This is a genomic window from Hyphomonas sp. (assembly GCF_046313975.1).
GTDB lineage: Bacteria > Pseudomonadota > Alphaproteobacteria > Caulobacterales > Hyphomonadaceae > Hyphomonas.
Window position 1 is genome coordinate 30,094 of sequence record NZ_JBKBXB010000010.1, and the last position, 17,679, is coordinate 47,772.

General features: G+C 63.8%; 17 protein-coding genes. 9 read left to right on the forward strand and 8 right to left on the reverse strand.

Going from position 1 to position 17,679, the window contains the following annotated elements; translation table 11 throughout:
- The first annotated feature begins 82 nt into the window (after positions 1–82).
- The 3 genes from ACK4TE_RS05585 (at position 83) to ACK4TE_RS05595 (ending at position 4,476) form a co-directional block, all read left to right on the forward strand.
- Positions 83–1,804, forward strand: coding sequence for a DUF885 domain-containing protein (locus ACK4TE_RS05585; protein ID WP_409910499.1), 1,722 nt, complete (start codon positions 83–85; stop codon positions 1,802–1,804).
- Between the two features lie 81 nt (positions 1,805–1,885).
- On the forward strand, positions 1,886–3,748 hold the full coding sequence (locus ACK4TE_RS05590) for an ABC transporter ATP-binding protein (protein ID WP_409910500.1): 1,863 nt from the start codon (positions 1,886–1,888) through the stop codon (positions 3,746–3,748).
- An 8-nt stretch (positions 3,749–3,756) separates the two neighbouring features.
- Complete coding sequence (locus ACK4TE_RS05595) at positions 3,757–4,476, forward strand: glutamine amidotransferase-related protein (RefSeq protein ID WP_409910501.1); 720 nt, start codon at positions 3,757–3,759, stop codon at positions 4,474–4,476.
- Between the two features lie 12 nt (positions 4,477–4,488).
- On the opposite strand, the gene ACK4TE_RS05600 is transcribed toward ACK4TE_RS05595, so the two are convergent.
- On the reverse strand, positions 4,489–5,277 hold the full coding sequence (locus tag ACK4TE_RS05600) for a P44/Msp2 family outer membrane protein (RefSeq protein ID WP_409910502.1): 789 nt from the start codon (positions 5,275–5,277) through the stop codon (positions 4,489–4,491).
- Between the two features lie 231 nt (positions 5,278–5,508).
- On the opposite strand from ACK4TE_RS05600, the gene ACK4TE_RS05605 reads away from it, so the two are divergent.
- Positions 5,509–7,026: a phosphomannomutase/phosphoglucomutase gene (locus ACK4TE_RS05605; RefSeq protein WP_409910503.1), complete on the forward strand. Its 1,518-nt coding sequence runs from the start codon at positions 5,509–5,511 to the stop codon at positions 7,024–7,026.
- Between the two features lie 4 nt (positions 7,027–7,030).
- On the opposite strand, the gene ACK4TE_RS05610 is transcribed toward ACK4TE_RS05605, so the two are convergent.
- Genes ACK4TE_RS05610 through ACK4TE_RS05620 form a run of 3 tightly spaced genes read right to left on the reverse strand, consistent with a single transcriptional unit; the run spans position 7,031 to position 9,098 of the window.
- Positions 7,031–7,390: an EamA family transporter gene (locus ACK4TE_RS05610; RefSeq protein ID WP_409910504.1), complete on the reverse strand. Its 360-nt coding sequence runs from the start codon at positions 7,388–7,390 to the stop codon at positions 7,031–7,033.
- On the reverse strand, positions 7,387–8,085 hold the full coding sequence (locus ACK4TE_RS05615; protein ID WP_409910505.1) for a class I SAM-dependent methyltransferase: 699 nt from the start codon (positions 8,083–8,085) through the stop codon (positions 7,387–7,389). Before ACK4TE_RS05615 ends, ACK4TE_RS05610 begins: the two co-directional genes overlap by 4 nt.
- A complete protein-coding gene (locus ACK4TE_RS05620) occupies positions 8,085–9,098 on the reverse strand; it encodes a glycosyltransferase (protein WP_409910506.1) in 1,014 nt (337 codons plus the stop codon). The genes ACK4TE_RS05615 and ACK4TE_RS05620 overlap by 1 nt, the downstream gene beginning before the upstream one ends.
- A 79-nt stretch (positions 9,099–9,177) precedes the next feature.
- On the opposite strand from ACK4TE_RS05620, the gene ACK4TE_RS05625 reads away from it, so the two are divergent.
- Positions 9,178–10,929: a hypothetical protein gene (locus tag ACK4TE_RS05625; RefSeq protein ID WP_409910507.1), complete on the forward strand. Its 1,752-nt coding sequence runs from the start codon at positions 9,178–9,180 to the stop codon at positions 10,927–10,929.
- Positions 10,930–10,935: 6 nt separating this feature from the next.
- Here the strand turns inward: ACK4TE_RS05625 and ACK4TE_RS05630 are convergent, their stop codons facing one another.
- Positions 10,936–11,556: a glutathione S-transferase family protein gene (locus ACK4TE_RS05630; RefSeq protein WP_409910508.1), complete on the reverse strand. Its 621-nt coding sequence runs from the start codon at positions 11,554–11,556 to the stop codon at positions 10,936–10,938.
- A gap of 163 nt (positions 11,557–11,719) precedes the next feature.
- On the opposite strand from ACK4TE_RS05630, the gene ACK4TE_RS05635 reads away from it, so the two are divergent.
- The 3 genes from ACK4TE_RS05635 to thiD all read left to right on the forward strand — a co-directional run bounded on the left by ACK4TE_RS05635 (position 11,720) and on the right by thiD (position 14,825).
- Positions 11,720–13,030 (forward strand): UDP-glucose dehydrogenase family protein, encoded by a 1,311-nt coding sequence (locus ACK4TE_RS05635; RefSeq protein WP_409910509.1) that lies wholly within the window; start codon positions 11,720–11,722, stop codon positions 13,028–13,030.
- 142 nt (positions 13,031–13,172) lie between these two features.
- Positions 13,173–13,823 carry a fructose-6-phosphate aldolase gene (gene fsa / locus ACK4TE_RS05640; RefSeq protein WP_409910510.1) on the forward strand — a complete coding sequence of 217 codons (651 nt, stop codon included), beginning with the start codon at positions 13,173–13,175 and terminating at the stop codon, positions 13,821–13,823.
- Between the two features lie 189 nt (positions 13,824–14,012).
- Entirely contained in the window at positions 14,013–14,825 is an 813-nt protein-coding gene (gene thiD / locus ACK4TE_RS05645; protein ID WP_409910511.1) for a bifunctional hydroxymethylpyrimidine kinase/phosphomethylpyrimidine kinase, read from the forward strand.
- Here the strand turns inward: thiD and recR are convergent.
- Positions 14,822–15,427: a recombination mediator RecR gene (gene recR, locus ACK4TE_RS05650; RefSeq protein ID WP_409910512.1), complete on the reverse strand. Its 606-nt coding sequence runs from the start codon at positions 15,425–15,427 to the stop codon at positions 14,822–14,824. The genes thiD and recR overlap by 4 nt on opposite strands.
- Positions 15,428–15,460: 33 nt before the next feature.
- The gene (locus ACK4TE_RS05655) at positions 15,461–16,681 is read right to left on the reverse strand and encodes a Coenzyme F420 hydrogenase/dehydrogenase, beta subunit C-terminal domain (RefSeq protein WP_409910513.1); all 1,221 of its coding nucleotides are present in this window, start codon (positions 16,679–16,681) and stop codon (positions 15,461–15,463) included.
- Positions 16,682–16,827: 146 nt separating this feature from the next.
- Between ACK4TE_RS05655 and ACK4TE_RS05660 the strand changes: the two genes are divergently transcribed.
- Entirely contained in the window at positions 16,828–17,280 is a 453-nt protein-coding gene (locus ACK4TE_RS05660) for a hypothetical protein (protein WP_409910514.1), read from the forward strand.
- A 69-nt stretch (positions 17,281–17,349) separates the two neighbouring features.
- Here ACK4TE_RS05660 and ACK4TE_RS05665 read toward each other — a convergent pair whose 3' ends face one another.
- Positions 17,350–17,673, reverse strand: a complete 324-nt coding sequence (locus tag ACK4TE_RS05665; RefSeq protein WP_409910515.1) for a YbaB/EbfC family nucleoid-associated protein — start codon at positions 17,671–17,673, stop codon at positions 17,350–17,352.
- Positions 17,674–17,679: the final 6 nt, after the last annotated feature.

Here is a 17,679-nt window from a genome sequence, read left to right on the forward strand (position 1 = left end):
GCCTGCCTAAATAGGGACTTGGCTCTGCGTTCTAGGCGCCTCTATGGTCAAGTCAACGCGCGGCCATGTGGGGAGCGACATTATGAAACTACCTGTCCTCGCGGCATGCCTGATCGCGTTTGCGCCGCTGGCCGCGGCCGACCCGCTGGAGCCGCTGATCGAGGCCTATCAGGCCTATGTCGAGGCCGGGAGTCCCGGGGAGGCGGCCCGGGCCGCGGGCACTGCGCCGCGCAGCTGGGGCAGCGTGCGCCTGCCGGATATCAATGCCCGCGCCGATCAGGCCCGCGCCCTGCTGGCCGAGATCGAGGCGGTTGATTCGCCGCGCCGGGTGGACATCGCCATCCTCGAGCGCCTCTTGAAGGAAGACATCATCTCCGCCGAGCTGGACATGGCGCGCATCCCGTTCACCGGTGACTGGGGGTTCCAGGCGGCGCCGGTGTTTGCGGCGATGCGGGTGCGGCTGAAAAGTGTCGAGGATGGCGAGGCCTGGGTCCAGAGACTGAACGATGTACCCCGATACTTTGCCGAGAACCGCGTAAACATGGCGCGCGGCATCACCACGGGCTGGACCGCCTACAGGGACCCGCTGGCGACGACGCGGGAACAGATCGAGGCGCAGATTGTGGACGATCCGGCCACCAGCGACCTCTACCAGCCATTCCTCACCCTGCCGGACACGATCCCGGCGGCGGAGGCGGAGCGCCTTCGGGCCAAGGGGCTGGCGGCTGCGGCGCGGGCAATCCAGGCCTATCGCGACACGGCGCGGTTCATCGACCTCGTCTACGCCCCCGCCACGCGCCAGGGCGCCGGCATCGCCGCCCTGCCCGGCGGGCATGAGGCGTATGCCGCAACCATCGAGACGCACACGGCCGGCGCCGGCTACAGCCCGGAAGAGATCCACGCGCTCGGCCAGGCCGAGGTTACGCGCATCCGCGCCGAGATGCAGGGCGTGATGGCCGAGACCGGCTTCAAGGGCAGCTTCAGCGACTTCCTCGCCTTCCTGCGCTCTGATCCGCAATTCTATGCCGAGACCGATCTCGAACTGATGGCGAAGGCGCGGGAGATTACCAGCCGGATTGATGTGATCCTGCCCGAGTATTTCCATACGCTGCCGAAGCTCGGCTACACGGTGGACCCGGTGCCGCTGTCGATTGCGCCGGGCTATACGACGGGCCGCTATGTGCAGGGCGATATCGAGGAAGGGCGCAAGGGCAGCTACCTGGTCAACACCTACGCGCTGGAGCAGCGCCCGCTGTATGAGCTGCCGGCGCTTTCGGCGCATGAGGCGGTGCCGGGGCACCATTTGCAGATTGCGCTGGCGCAGGAAATGGCAGATCAGCCGCGCTTCCGGCAGGACTATTACGCCACCGCTTTCGGCGAAGGCTGGGGGCTTTATGCCGAGCGGATTGCGGGCGAGGCGGGCATCTATGAGACGCCGTATGAGCGGTTCGGTGCGCTGTCTTACGAGATGTGGCGGGCTTGCCGGCTGGTCGCGGATACGGGGCTGCACTGGTATGGCTGGACGCGGGAGGAGGCGGAGGCCTGTTTCAAGGAAAACTCAGCGCTGAGCCCGCTGAATATCGAAACCGAAGTCACCCGCTACATCGGCTGGCCGGGGCAGGCGACGGCCTACAAGATCGGTGAGCTGAAGATCCGCGCGCTGCGGGCAGAGGCGGAGGCGGCGCTGGGCGACAGGTTCGACATCCGCGATTTCCACGGCGTCGTGCTCGGGCAGGGCGCCGTGCCGCTGGACGTTCTGGAAGCGCAGGTGAAGGCGTGGATTGCGGAGGGCGTTGCCCCCTAGTGCAACGCACCTTTTTCCCAACGGAGAAGGGGCTTTGGTGGCCTTGCTCTTTGCCATCCCCCACGCCACATGGGGCGGGCTATGTTCCGCTTCTTTGAACGCCTGATCGAGCCCTTTCCCGAAACGCGGCAGGGCGTGCCGCCGGAGGGATTCTGGCCGTTCGTGTATCATTATATCCGCGATGCGGTGCCGTTCCTGGCGATCATGTCGGTGTTCACGGCGCTGATCGCCATCGGCGAGGTGGCGCTGTTCGGATTCCTCGGCGGCATCGTCGACTGGCTGTCGCAGGCAGACCGCGAGAATTTCTTTGCGCGCGAGGGCGGCGCGCTGGCGATCATGGGCTTCGTGCTGCTGGTGGGCCTGCCCCTGCTGACGCTGGTGCAGGGCCTCGTCGTGTACCAGGGCCTGATGGGCAATGTGCCGATGAGCGCGCGCTGGCGGATGCACCGGCAGATGCTCGGCCAGTCGATGGGTTTCTTCGGGAATGAATATGCGGGCCGGGTCGCCACCAAGGTGATGCAGACGGCGCTCGCGGTGCGCGAAGTGGTGATGAAGGTGCTCGACGTGTTCGTGTTCGTCATCGTCTATTTCCTCTCCGCGCTGGCGCTGGTGGCGGCGGCGGACCCGTGGCTGATGGCGCCGTTCATCCTGTGGGCCGTGGTGTACGGCTTCGTACTGCGCTGGTTCGTGCCGCGGCTGGGCAAGATTGCCGAGGCGCAGGCAGATGCGCGCTCGGTGATGACCGGGCGGATCGTTGATTCGTACACGAACATTCAGACCGTGAAACTGTTCGCACATGCAGGCCGCGAAGAAGCCTATGCCAAGGGCAGCATGCAGGGCTTTCTCGACACGGTTTATCGCCAGATGCGGATGGTGACGGGCTTCAATTTTGTCGTCTACCTTAATAATTCGCTGCTGGTGTTCTTGATTGCCGCAATCGGGCTGTACCTGTGGATGGGCAATCTCGTCGGCGCGGGCGCCGTGGCGGCAGCGGTCGCGCTGGCGCTGCGGATCAAGTCGATGTCGCAGTGGATCATGTGGGAAGTGGCGGGCCTGTTCGAGAACATTGGTGTTGTCTATGACGGAAAGGCGATGCTGGAAAAGCCGGTCGCGGTGACGGATGCGGAGGCGGCAAAGCCGCTGGGCGCGTCGCGCGGGGATATCCGCTTCGAGGATGTGACCTTCCATTATGGCAAGGGCGCGGGCGTGATCCAGAAGCTGAGCCTGCATATCCGTCCTGGAGAGAAGATCGGCCTTGTCGGGCGTTCCGGCGCGGGCAAGACGACGCTGACAAACCTGCTGCTGCGTTTCTATGATGTCGAAGGCGGGCGCATCCTGCTGGACGGGCAGGACATTGCCGGGCTGACGCAGGATTCGCTCCGGGCACAGATTGGTGTGGTGACGCAGGATACCTCGCTGCTGCACCGCTCGATCCGCGAGAACATCGCCTATGGCCGGCCGGAGGCGACGGATGAGGAAATTCATGCCGCGATTCGCAAGGCGAAGGCCGACGAGTTCATCGCTACGCTGGTGGACGCGAAAGGCCGGCGCGGGCTGGACGCGCATGTCGGCGAGCGTGGCGTGAAGCTCTCGGGCGGCCAGCGCCAGCGTATCGCGATTGCGCGCATCTTCCTGAAGGACGCGCCGATCCTGATCCTTGATGAGGCAACCTCGGCGCTCGACTCCGAAGTCGAGGCGGCGATCCAGGAGAGCCTGTTCGACCTGATGGAAGGCAAAACTGTGATCGCGATTGCGCACCGGCTGTCCACCATCGCGGCGATGGACCGGCTGATTGTCCTCGATGAGGGCCGGATCGTGGAGCAGGGCTCGCATGGCGAGCTGGCGGGCGCAGGTGGTCTGTACGCGGATCTCTGGGCGCGCCAGTCGGGCGGCTTCCTCGTCGAGCCGAAACGGCGCGAGGCAGAAGAAGTGCCGGCGGAATAGGGCAGGGCATGAAACTCACCATCATCGAGACAGGCCTCGTGCCGGCGCCGATCCGCGCGGACTTTCCGGACTATCCGGAAATGTTCCGGCGCATGGTCGCGGCGCAGGATGCGGCGATCATGTGCGAGACGGTTTCAGTTGTGAAAGGCGAGGCGCTGCCGGATCCGGCGACGCTGGACGCGGTGCTTTATACCGGATCGCCTGCAGGCGTGTATGATGACGAGCCGTGGATCGCGCCGCTGATGGAGTTTATACGCGCCTCGGCGGCGGCGCAGACACCGCAGGTGGGGATTTGTTTCGGCCATCAGGCGATGGGCGAGGCGCTCGGCGGGAAGGTGACAAAATCCGACAAGGGCTGGGGCGTCGGGCGGCACACCTACGATATTGTTCAGTGTCCGGACTGGTCGGCGGGGCCCTGCCCGCCGGCGCTGTCGGTGGCGGTGAGCCACCAGGACCAGGTGGTGGTGCGACCGGAAGCGGCTTCCGTGATCGCGCGGTCGGAATTCACGCCCTATGCGGGGCTCGACTATCGCGGCTTTCCGGCGATCAGCTTCCAGTGCCATCCGGAGTTCGAGCCGGACTATGCCGCGGCGCTGTACGGTGCGCGGCGGGGAAAATCGCTTGATCCCGCAATGGCGGATGCGGCGATCGCATCTCTAGGGGGTGAGTGCGATCGCCGCCTGCTGGCGAGTTGGATAGTCAACTTCCTCCGCCAGCATTCCTCGTGAGAGGCAGACCTATCAACCACCGAAGCGGTAGCGCGCGCCGAGGCTGAGCACGGTTTGCGTATTCTCGATCTCGAGCGAGCCCGGGAAGAGCTGGTTGCGGACGCTGATATCGTCCGTCGTGCGGTAGGCCGCTTCGCCGAACAGATCGATCCGCTCACTGATGGCCCAGGTGGCGCCGGCCTTCAGCTGGTAGGCGAGCTTGCCTTCGCTGTCGTCAATGATGCTGACGCCGGAGGGGCGGTAGGTAACCTGCACATCGGAATAGCCGATACCGGCGCCGACATAGGGGCTGATCATGCCATCGCGATTGAAGTCGTAATAGAGGTTCGCGAACAGGCTGGTCACTTCGATCTTGTCGCCGTCCGGCGCAGCGACAACGTCGCCGACCGTCACGCCGAGCTGCGTGTCCGAGCCGGTGAGCACGGCGGCGTCGACGCCGTCGATGACCGTGCCGGCAACATTCACGCGGCGGTGCGTGTCGACGTCTGCTTTGCTGAACACCAGTTCGATGCCGGAGCGGAAACCGTTGCCATAGGCGGTGCCGAATTCGCCGGCCACTGAATAGCCGGTGTCGAATTCCGTTTCCCAGCCATAGGGCGTGCCGGTCGCGACGGGCGTGCCGAAGGGCAGGGCGGGGGCGCCGTTGCCGGTGGTGAACGCGCCGGTTGCGCCGGTGTTCGAGCTGTCATTCTGCATCAGGTAGCCAACTGAGCCGCTGACATACCATTCCTGCGCATGGGCAGGCATCGATACGATGAAGGAGCCGGCGCCAAGGGCACACAAAGCTGCGCGAATATTCATTCTGAAGTCTCCTGCAAATCTGAACTGGGAGGGGTGCACAGGGCCGGTGACCAAACCCGGTGCGAGACCCGAGCTAGGGCTGGGGCGAGGCGGGGCAAATTAAGGTCTGTTGAACTTTTCGTGAGCAGGCGCCGGGCGCATGCTTCCCCTGCGGCGCGAAAGCTGCAAAAGGATCGCGAAATCGCCGCTCCCCGCCTGGGAGCGTGCCAGACCCGTTTCACGGAGACACAGATGCTGCCGAAACCGCTCGCCGATATCGCCCCGAACACGCTCGAATTCGAGATCCTGCCGCTGGTGAAGCCCACGGGATTCCGGGAATATGACGCGCGCTGGTGGTTTAATGGCATCGGCCATGCCAAGGCGCCGGAGCTGAACCTGACGGGCGTGCAGGCGCTCGGCCTCGGCATGGCGACACTGTTCCACGAGCTGGGCGTGAAGCCGTCCGTGGTGACGGGACATGATTTCCGCTCGATCAGCCAGCCGATCAAGAATGCGCTGACGCTCGGCATGATTGCCGGCGGCTGCGAGGTGCTGGATGTGGGCCTCGCGCTCTCCCCGATGGTCTACTGGAGCCAGTTCGAGCTGGACGCGGCCTGCTGCGCGATGGTGACCGCCTCGCATAACGAGAATGGCTGGACCGGCGTGAAGATGGGCGCGAACCGCCCGCTGACCTTCGGGCCGGACGAGATGGGCCGCCTGAAAGAGATCGTGATGGGCGGAAAGTTTGTCACGCGCGAGGGCGGAAAGCATCGCCGCATCGACGGCATCCGCGAGAAATACATCCAGGCGATCATCGGCGGCACGAAGCTGACGCGGAAGCTGAAAGTTGTCGCCGCCTGCGGCAATGGCACGGCCGGCGCGTTTGCCGGCGATGTGCTGCGGGGCATCGGCGCCGAGGTGATCGAGATGGATTGCAATCTCGACAACACGTTCCCGAAATATAATCCGAACCCGGAAGATCATGAGATGCTGCACGAGATGTCGCTGGCAGCAAAGGAACACGGCGCCGATGTCGTGCTAGGCTTTGACGGTGACGGCGACCGATGCGGCGTGGTCGACAATACCGGCGAAGAAATCTTTGCCGACAAGATCGGCCTGATGCTGGCGCGCGATCTTTCCAGACATTATCCGAATGCGAAATTCGTGGTCGATGTGAAATCGACCGGCCTTTACAAGACAGACCCTGTGCTGCAGGCGAACGGCGCAACGGTCGACTATTACAAGACCGGCCATTCCTACATCAAACGCCGCACGACGGAACTGGGCGCGCTGGCGGGGTTCGAGAAGTCCGGCCACTTCTTCTTCCGCCCGCCGATCGGGCTCGGCTATGATGACGGGCTTGTCGCGGCAAAGGCCGTGCTTGAAATGCTTGACCGCAACCCGGGCCGCACGATGGCGGATCTCAAGAACGAACTTGGCGTGGCGTACACCTCGCTCACCATGTCGCCGCATTGCGGCGATGAGGTGAAGTACGGCGTCGTGGACAAGATGGTGGCCGAGTATCAGGGCCTGAAGGGCGAAACCATCCTTGGACGGAAGGTTGTGGACGTAAACACAGTCAATGGTGCGCGCGTGACGCTGGAGGATGGCTCCTGGGTTCTGGTGCGCGCCTCATCCAACAAGCCGGAACTGGTCGTCGTCGTCGAGTCGATGGCCAGCGAAGCCGACATGAAGGACCTCTTCCACAACGAAGTGAAGCCGCGCCTTGGCAAGCATCCGGAAGTCGGCACCTACAATCAGGAAATCTGAGGCATCAGGACCAGAGCGTGAAGAGGCCGGCGAGGATGAGCGCCATGCCGGCGAAGTATTTCGCGTTCAGCGGCTCGCCGAACCAGAGATGGGCGAGCACCGGCACGATGACGAATGTCAGGGCCATGAAGGAATAGGCATAGGACAGCGGCACGGTTTTCAGTACATAGACCCAGAGCAGGGTGGCGCCGCCATAGAGCGCCATGGCGCCGAGGAAGATGGGGCTGAACACGGCGGACTGGAGAGGCTGCGCCGGATAGGCGGCAAGCTTTTCGCCCGTCAGCTTGAACATCACCTGTCCTGCGGCGATGAGGAACGGTGTCAGCACCAGCAGGCTGATGACGTGCAGCGGCAGCGACCTCATGGCGCGAGGTCCTCGCGGTAATAGATGTCGCGGCCGATATTGCGGCAGGCATGGCTCTCCGGAACCGGCATCATGGCGCGCAGGAAACTGTGCGTGTATGGAAAGAAATTGACGTGCGGGTTGAAGGTGTAGCGGTATTCCCGCTCGCGCGGCACGACGATGATCAAGCGCCGGCGCGCCACACGGCGCAGCTCTGCGATGGCGGCGCGGTAGTCGACGATATGCTCGATCACATGCGTGCAGATGACGGTATCGAAGGCCTTGTCCGGGAAAGGGAGGGCTTCAACCTTCTCCGCAATATAGTTGATGCCGTCATCGGCGAGGCCCGGATCAATGACAAAATCGACGCCCGTCATCCGCGCGAGGCCGGGGCGGGCGGCGCGGATGCGCCGGAGAAGCGCGCCCGTGCCGCAGCCGACATCGACCACGCTGTCGCCGAGGATATCGGCGGTGATAGCGGCGATGCAGGCTTCGGAATTGTCCGTGTCCTCATGCACGCGCGGATGCTTGCGGTAGAGCGCCTCATACTCCTCATCCGTGAGGAAGGCGGCGCGTTCGCGGAAGCGCGCGAGATCGCCGATATGGTTTCCCCAGGCCATCGAGGCGGCGGCGCGGAACAGGCCGGAATCGCGCAGCGCCGGAGGCACGATATCCTCCAGCACGAAGCGGATGCGATTGGTCATCTCGCGGCGCATCAGAAGCCCGTGCCCCGGACAGCGGCCGGCGCTTCGCGCTCCTCTATCGGCTGCGCGCCGAAGAAAGCGCGCTCGCCGCGTGCGGGCGCCTGCGAGAGATAGAAGATGCGCTTCTGTTCGATACGGGCACGGGAGACTGAGTCGAGAATGACGCCGCAGGAGAGCGACAGCATGGCGCCGACGAGCAGCGTCATGGAGAGCATCACGGTGGGGATGCGGTCCACCAGGCCGGTGGCGAAGAATTCGAGTGTGATCGGCGTCATCAGGACGGTGCAGGCGCCGAAGAGGGCGGCGGCGATAAGGCCGAAGAAGACTAAGGGCTTAGTTTCTTTCAGCAGCATCGCCATCATGGAGAGGATGCGGAAGCCGTCGCGGAAGGTGGAGAGCTTGCTTTTTGAGCCTTCCACGCGGCGGCCATAGTCCAGTTCCATTTCGGTGACTGGCAGGCGCAGGGTTGAGGCGTGTACGGACATTTCCGTCTCGATCTCGAAGCCGGCAGAATGGGCCGGGAAACTCTTGGCGAAGCGGCGCGTGAAGACGCGGTAGCCTGAGAAGATGTCCGTGAAGTCGCGGCCAAACATGGCGCGGTAGATCATGTTGAAGGCGTTGTTGCCGAGCGCGTGGCCGCGGCGGCCAGCGTCTTCAGTGATGTTGCGGCGTGTGCCGACGACCATGTCGGCGCGGTCGCGCAGCAGGGCCTCGATCATCTGCGGCGCGGCGGACGCGTCATAGGTGCCGTCGCCATCCGCCATGATGTAGATGTCGGCTTCGATGTCGGCGAACATCTGGCGCACGACATTGCCCTTGCCCTGGCGGCGGCAGGTGATGACCGTTGCGCCCGCGATGGCGGCCTGCTGCGCCGTGTCGTCCGTGGAGTTGTTGTCGTAGACATATATCCGCGCGCCCGGCAGCGCCTTGCGGAAGCTGATCACGCAGGACGCGATCGACAGGCCCTCATTGTAGCAGGGCAGGAGGACAGCGATGCTGTAACGGGGGAGTTCAGGAGTTGTCATCCGCGTTCAGTCTTCATGAAAGTTTCCATGTCATAGACCGGCACTCGTTAAGTTTGCCTTGCTCTTGAAGGGAATACCTGTGCCGACACGCTCCAATCTTTCCGATCTGGCCGCACGCCATGCGGGGCTGATCCTGTCGGCCGCTGTCGTGATCAGCCTGATGACGAACAGGATCCTGTCGGGAGAGTTCGGAAATATCGGCCTCGATACGGACGATATCATGCGCCTCGTCCAGGTGCGCGAACTCCTGGACGGCAAGGGCTGGTATGATCTCTGGCAGCTGCGTCTCGGGCCGGAAGGCGGCACGCTGATGCACTGGTCGCGCCTCGTCGATCTGCCGATTGCATCGATTGCTTTCCTGCTGACGCCCCTCGTCGGGCAGGAGACAGCAATTGCGGCTGCCATCTCTGCCTGGCCACTCATCAGTGTACTGATTGTAACGTTCTCTCTGGTTGCGGGCGCACGGGTGCTCGGCGGCCGCCTCCTGCTGCTGTTTGTCTGCCTTATGACCTTCAGCCTCCTGTTCTTTCATCCGAGGTTCCTGCCAGGCGCAATCGATCACCACAACCTGCAGCTCGGATTGCTGGCGGCCGCAGCGGTGGGCCAGTTCGGAGACGCGCGCCGTTTGCGCGGCTATGCTTTGTCCGGCGCGGCGCTGGCGCTGGCGGCGGCCATCGGGGTCGAAGTCTATATCTTTGTCGCCGCGATGGCGGGGTTTGTCGCGCTCGACTGGGCGCTCACGGGCGAGCCGGCGCGAAAGGCGGCCGTGGTGTTCGGCGCATCCTTCGCCTCGACGCTGACAGCCGCCTTTCTCATCACGGTCAATCCGCTGGACTATGGCGTCGTGCATTGTGACGCGCTGTCATCGGTCTCCCTGCTTGCCGGAGTTGCCGGCGGCGCCGGGCTGGCCCTTACCGCGCAGCTGGCCTCGCTGCGCCCGATGGTCCTGCGCCTCGCCGCGCTCGGCCTTGTCGGTGTGTTCTGCCTCGGTTTCGTCCTGCTGCTTGGCCCGCACTGCCTGTCCAACCCGCTGAACGCCCTGTCGCCGGAAGCCCGCCTGCTCTGGCTGGACCGTGTGACGGAGGCGCATCCGGTATTTGCCGACTGGCCCGCGCGTCCGGCCAATATCCTGTTCCGCCTCGGGCCTGTCCTTCTCGGTCTCGGCGCCGCGGCTTACCTCGCCTGGAAAGCGATCCACCGGCGCGAGATGCTGATTTTCGTCCTTCTGCTGACGATTTCGGCGGCGCTGACGATCTATCAGACGCGCTTCTACATTTTCGGCCAGCTGTTCGCCATCCTTCCGCTGGCCCTGCTCGCGGCAAAGACCCAGTCCGGCGAAACGGGCCTGCCGCGCCTCTCCTACATGCTTGTGGTGCTGCTCGGGTTCCCGACAAGCTGGGCGACGCTCGGCATAATGATCACGCCAAAGACGGCGGTGACGGAGACAGAGATCGTGCGCTGCCTGACGCCGGAAGCTTTGGCAGCGCTGCAGGCGCTGCCGGCGGGGCGCATCCTGGCCTCGCCAAATGATACGCCAGACCTCCTGCTGGAGACGCCGCACAGCGCCCTGCATGGCAACTATCATCGCAACACAGCCGGAATCGATGCCGCCATCTCGATCCTGACGGTGCCGGCCGAGGACGCGCAGTCCAAGCTTGCCGCCTCGCGCGTCTCCTATGTCATGGTCTGTCCTGGCGATCAGTATCTCGCTTTCTTCGCAGACTATGCGCCGGACGGACTGATCGCCCGGCTGATGGCCGGAGAGGTGCCCGGCTGGCTAGAGCCGGCCGCCAGCGCCGGCGAGACCGTGGTCTACCGCGTCCGCCCCTGACCCCGTTCAGCCCGGGCCATACTGGGCAGCGGCGGCATTGCTGATCTCGCTCGACCGGATGAAGCCGCGGCGCGACTGGATGCGCGCGAGATAGGCTTCCACCTCCGGCGTTTTCGGGATCGATCCGAACTGCACGCCCCAGCCGATCTGCGCGCCGGTATAGACATCCGCTGCGGTGAATTTGGGCCCCGCGAGATAGCCTTCCTCCGGCACGAGGCTGAGCAGGGTGTTCAAGGTGCGGTCAAAATCGCCGAAGCCGGCCATCGCGGACTTGTCGGCCGGTATATTGATGCCGAGCGCCTGCATTGTGGTTGCCTGTTCCCAAGGGCCTGCGGCGAAGAGGATTGCTCGGTAATAGGCCGCGCGCTGGTCAGGCAGGGGCGCGAGATCCGCCTCGGGAAAGGCATCGGCAAGGTAAAGGCAGATGGCCGCGCATTCGGTAACGATCGTTCCGTTGTGCTCGATCACCGGTACCTTCCGCATCGGATTGATGGCAGCATAGTCCGGCGCGTTCATCTCCGGCCCGTAGCGCACCCAGCGCGTTTGGTAAGGCGCGCCGGTTTCCTCCACCATCCAGTGGGCAATGCGCCCGCGCGACATGGGGTTTGTATATAAAACAAGGCTCATCCCGGGCTCCTGCCAGCAGACTATGTTCGCTTTTTGTTCTATGTCGGCGGACCTGTGCCGTCAAGCCGGTGCCCTTGAGGCAATCGCCCCTTGACCCTCTCGCACAAAAATTGCACCCCGCACGCGATCACCCCCGGCTTTGTATCTTTTTGAGGGATTCCCCATGCGTGTCGCGATTATCGGAACGGGCTATGTCGGCCTTGTCTCTGGCGCCTGTTTTGCCGATTTCGGCCACATCGTTACCTGTGTCGACAAGGACAAGTCGAAGATCGACAAGCTGCATGCCGGCATCATGCCGATCTATGAGCCGGGGCTCGACACGCTGGTTTCCAAGAACGTCAAGGAAGAGCGCCTGTTCTTCACCACCGACGCGGCCGAAGCGGTGAAGGATGCCGATGCCGTGTTCATCGCGGTCGGCACACCCTCGCGCCGCGGCGACGGGCATGCGGACCTGTCCTATGTCTATGCCGCCGCCGAAGAGATCGGCCAGATGATGAATGGCTTCACCGTAATCGTCACCAAGTCGACCGTGCCGGTCGGCACCGGCGACGAAGTCGAGGCGATCATCCGCAAGGTCCGGCCCGACGGCGACTTTGCAGTCGTCTCCAATCCGGAATTCCTGCGCGAAGGCGCCGCCATCAAGGACTTCAAGATTCCGGACCGTGTCGTCGTCGGCACAGATGATGACCGCGCCAAGCAGGTGATGAAGGAACTCTACCGCCCGCTCTTCCTCAACGAGACGCCGATCCTGTTCACGGCGCGCCGCACGTCCGAGCTGATCAAGTACGCCGCCAACGCTTTCCTCGCCGTGAAGATCACCTTCATCAACGAGATGGCAGACCTGTGCGAAAAGGTCGGCGCCAACGTGCAGGAAGTCTCGCGCGGGATTGGCCTCGATGGCCGGATCGGCTCGAAATTCCTGAATGCCGGCCCCGGCTATGGCGGCTCCTGCTTCCCGAAGGACACGCTCGCCCTGACCAAGACGGCGAATGATTACAACAGCCCGGTGCGCATCGTCGACACGGTGGTCGAGGTCAACGCCGCCCGCAAGAAGGCGATGGCGACGAAAGTCATCAACGCGCTCGGCGGCGATGTGAAGGGCAAGACCATCGGCGTGCTCGGCCTGGCGTTCAAGCAGAACACGGACGACATGCGCGATGCGCCCTCGCTCGACATCCTGCCGGCGCTGGTTGACGCCGGCGCGAAGGTCGTCGCCTATGATCCGGAAGCGATGAAGGAGGCCTCCCACCTCCTGAAGGACATCGATTATGCCGACAGCGCCTACAAGGCGGTCGACGGAGCCGACGCGATGGTCATCATCACCGAATGGGACCAGTTCCGCGCGCTCGACCTCGGCCGCATCAAGGGCGTGATGAAGGGCAATGTGGTGGTCGACCTGCGCAACATCTACGCGCCGGAAGACATGGCCAAGCATGGCTTCGCCTACACCTCGATCGGCCGCCCCGCCGTCTGAGCCCCCGCCCGCAGGGCAGATTTGCGCCCCTTCCGGCCTCCGGGAGGGGCGTTTTGTTAGCGCTACACTTGGAACGGGGGCGCCGATTGAGTATGCAGGCGCAGCTTCCCGCAGATTCGCTGACCAGACTGGACCCCGACCCATGAAATTCTTCGCCGATACCGCCGACACGAAAGAGATCGCCGAGCTCGCCTCCTATGGCCTGATCGACGGCGTGACGACCAACCCCTCGCTGATCGCCAAGGCCGGCAAGCCCTTCGCCGAGGTCATCGCCGAGATCTGCGCGCTGACGCCCGGCGCGGTCAGCGCCGAAGTCGTCGCCACCGATTTCGACGGCATGATGAAAGAGGGCAAGAAGCTCGCGAAGATCGCGCCCAATGTCGCGGTGAAACTGCCGCTGACGCTCGACGGCCTGAAGGCGTGCAAGGCGCTGACGGGGGAGGGCATCCAGGTCAACGTGACGCTTTGCTTCTCGGCAAACCAGGCGCTGCTCGCCGCGAAAGCCGGCGCGACCTTCATCTCGCCCTTCATCGGGCGGCTCGACGATATCCATATCGACGGCATGGACCTGATCGCCGAGATCCGCCAGATCTATGACAACTACCTGTTCGACACCGAAATCCTCGCCGCCTCCATCCGCTCGCCGAACCATGTGAAGCTCGCCGCGCTGGCGGGCGCAGATGTGATGACCGCCCCGGCCGCAGTGATTCGCAGCCTGGTCAACCATCCGCTCACGGACAAAGGGCTGGAAACCTTCCTCGCCGACGCGAAGAAGGCGGGCATCAAGGTTTAGTTATTCTCCCCCTCCGTCAGGCGGCTTCGCCGCCTGACACCTCCCCCGTAAACGGGGGAGGATACGGTTCCGTCCAGTGCCGCGCCATCCTCCCCCGCTTAGCGGGGGAGGTGGCCCGCAGGGCCGGAGGGGGAAGTTCCTCTCCGCCGCTGTGTGCGCTATGGATTTTGTGGAAAGGCCAGCGATTTCATGACCACACCTCAAGGCCGCGTCCTAATCATTGCCGGCTCAGATTCCGGCGGCGGCGCAGGCATCCAGGCGGACATCAAGGCGGTCACGATGCTCGGCGGCTATGCGATGACCGCGATCACGGCGCTGACCGTGCAGGATACGCGCGGCGTGCACGGCGTCTGGCCGGCGCCGGTGGGCGTTGTGACGGATCAGATGAAAGTGACGCTTGCAGATATCGGCGCGGACGCGGTCAAGACCGGCATGCTTGGCACCGCGGCGCTGGTCGAGGCGGTGGCGGAGACGCTGCATGCGCAGGCCGGGATCATCCCGCGCGTGATCGATCCCGTCATGGTGGCAACCTCCGGCGACAGGCTGGTGGACGAGAAGGCCGTCGGCGCGATCCGCACGGAGCTTGTTTCGCGCGCACGCCTCGTGACGCCGAATGCTCCGGAGGCGGAGGTTCTGACCGGCAAGGCGGTGGAGTCTCTGGACGGACAGCGGCGGGCCGCGGAGCGGCTTCTGGAGCTGGGCGCGAACGGCGCGCTAGTGAAGGGCGGACATATCGCCGACCGTGTGATCCATGATGTGCTGCAGACGACGACGGGCGAATGGATTTTCGAAAGCCCTCGCATCGAAACGACCTCAACCCATGGCACAGGCTGCACGCTCGCCTCCGCCATCGCCGCGCTGCTGGCGCAGGGGCGCAGCGTGCCGGAAGCGGTGCAGGAGGGCAGGGACTACCTCATGGGCGCGATTCGGGCCGCCAAGGGTTTCGGCAAGGGCCACGGGCCCGTGCATCATGGCTGGCTGCTGGACGAGAAAAAGCGCTAGACGCCCCGGCGGGCACGTAGGGCCGCGGCCAGCGTGCCATCATCCAGGTGATCGAGTTCGCCCCCGACGGGCACGCCGTGCGCGAGGCGGGTGACCTCTACACCTTTGCCTTGCAAGAGGTCCGCAATGTAATGCGCTGTGGTCTGACCATCTACCGTGGCGTTGAGGCCTAGGATCACTTCACGCACGCCGCCGGCTTCCACGCGCCGGATGAGAGAGGCGATGCCGAGATCGTCCGGGCCGATGCCGTCGATGGCGGAGAGCACGCCGCCGAGCACATGATAGCGCCCGCGATACGCGCCGCCGCGTTCCAGCGCCCAGAGGTCCGGCACATCCTCCACCACGCAGAGCACGCCGTCATCGCGGCCGGGAAGCTGGCACACGGCGCAGGGCTGCACGGTGTCATAGTTGCCGCACACCTCGCATTTCTGGATCCGCGCGCCCGCTTCCGCCATCGCTTCGGCGAGCGGCTTCAGCAGCTGGTCATTGCGCTTCAGGAGGTGCAGCGCCACGCGCCGCGCCGAGCGCGGGCCAAGCCCGGGCAGCTTCGCGATCAGGTCGATCAGGCGCAGGAGTTCGGGGCCGGCAGAGCGTTGGGACATGGCAGGGCGTTATGCGTCAGTCCGGCGGCGCTGTCACGAGGGCTCCTTGCGTTCGCCGTCCTTTGGAAAAATTCCGTATTTTTCCAGTAACTTCCAGACATGTACCGGCACCATGTTCTTGAGTTTCGCCGGCTCCTCGCGCCGCAGATGTATCACCGTTTCAGCCGCTTTCATCTCCAGCCGTGTGCGCGCGAATTCCAGTCCCTTCGGCCCGATTCGCGGCTGCAGGAAGGACACGATCGGGCGCGCCCAGTCCGGCATGGCGCGCAGAGGCAGGCCGCCCGCGGCGCGCTCCACATTGGTGATGAAGGCCGCCACATGCGGCGCGCGCTTGCCTTTCGAGCCGGGCGTCGACGTCACTAGCGCATCACCCAGCAGGCTGACCAGTTCCTCGCCGCGCGCATTGCGCACGATCAGCCATTGCTCGCCCTCGCCGCCCATATAGCCGACCGTCAGGTCACTGAGGGCATTGGTATAGTCGACGCAGGTGCGGCAGGTGAGCGGGAAGAAATCACGCGGCAGTTTCGAGATCGGCAGCGAGAGGAACGGGATCAGCTTCGTGCGGCCATCATCAAAGCGCAGCTCGACCCGGAAATCGGCGCGGAACTCGAGGTAGGAAATCATCTCGGGCGCCTGATCGAGCAGATTGAGAAAGTCGTGGAAATTCTCCGTGGTCGTATTGTCGGAGCAGGGCGTGCCGATGACATAGAGCTGTTCAAGGCCAAACTCCTCTTCCAGCGCGCGCAGCGCGTAGACCTGGCAGGGGATGCCAATCAGCGCAATGCGTTTGAGTCCCCGCGCGGCAACTTCCTCCATCAACGCGATCAGCGGCGAATAGCCCATCCGCATGCCCCGGCACCCGGCCATGTCACCGGCGCGTGTCACGATTACGGGCTTCGGTTTCCATCGGTCATCCGGATCCGGCGCAACCGTGAGAACAGCCTCGACCTTGCCGGATGCGAGAAGCCGCTCGCCGAGCGTTGTCGCAATTCCGGTCCACTGCGCGCCGTCCCGCGCGGGGACAAGCCGCGCCCGCAGCATCCGGCGGAATACGCCGAAATGCATTTCATCCGCTGTCTGATCATCCCGCGTCCGGCCGTGAAGCCGCAGTTCGTGGCGCGGATAGTCCGGCTGGATGAACTGGCAAGCCCGCCCGCAGGCCTTTGCGTCGGCCATCCGCGAGACGCCGCAATCGGTGCACAGACCGCGGGGCTCAGGGGGGCGAAGGGCAGGCGTGTAGGGGGCGGTGGTCATGGAATTTAGACTAGGATGGAGCCAGGACCGTGTCATGAGCGAATCCGTTCGCTCACCCATTTGGCGAGTCTGCTGCCGCCTTTGAATCTCACTTGACGGTTGGGATGTTGCAATCCAATAAAATAGACCTCCTACTGGAGGTTGATGTGTCCCAACTCGTCCTTGATATCTCGTTGGCTGTCGGTGGTGGCTTGGCCAGCTCCTTGATTATTGGCGGCCTGCATGTCGCCAAACAGTGGGTATTGAAACGACGATGCAATGTTTCCGGAGATTATATTTCGAAGTTCCAGGATTATCCCGAGACCGATCAATGGACGGAGTCGCGGGTCAAGATAAAGCAACGCGGCTTGAAAGTTTGGGGGACTGAGGTTCACCCTGACAAGCGCGAGTGGAAGCTTGAGGGTATGATTGCTGAGCGTGGTCATATCTCCGGAACTTACGCATCGCGCCACATTTATGACGACGGCGTAGGCTCTTTTTACTTCAAGATACACCAAGATCGACTAGAGAGTATGTGTGCTGGATATGCCAACAAGACAAAGAAAATCTCCTCGGGGCGATACATACTGGAGAAAGTCAAAAAAGAGTCGAAGCGATAATCCGCTGACATCGTAGTTTGGCTTTCTTGTACCGACTTAGCCACGGCCATGTATCCGGGCTGAGCGGGTCTAGAATGGCAGTTTGAAGCCCGGCATCAGGCCGCCGAAACCGGCCGTGGCGGCGCGCATCGCATCTTCCATCGCCTGGTCGAGCCGGCGTTTTGCGTCGGCATGGGCCGCCTTGATCAGGTCTTCGACGATTTCCGGTTCGTCGCCCATCAGGCTCTTGTCGATGGTGACCGAGACAAGCTCGCCCTTGCCTTTCAGCTTGACCCGCACGAGCCCTGCGCCGGCGACTCCATCCGCTTCGGTGGCCTCGATCTTGGCCTGCACTTCAGCCATCTTCGCCTGCATGGCCTGGGCCTGCTGCATGATCTGGGCGAGGTCTTTCATCTGCGG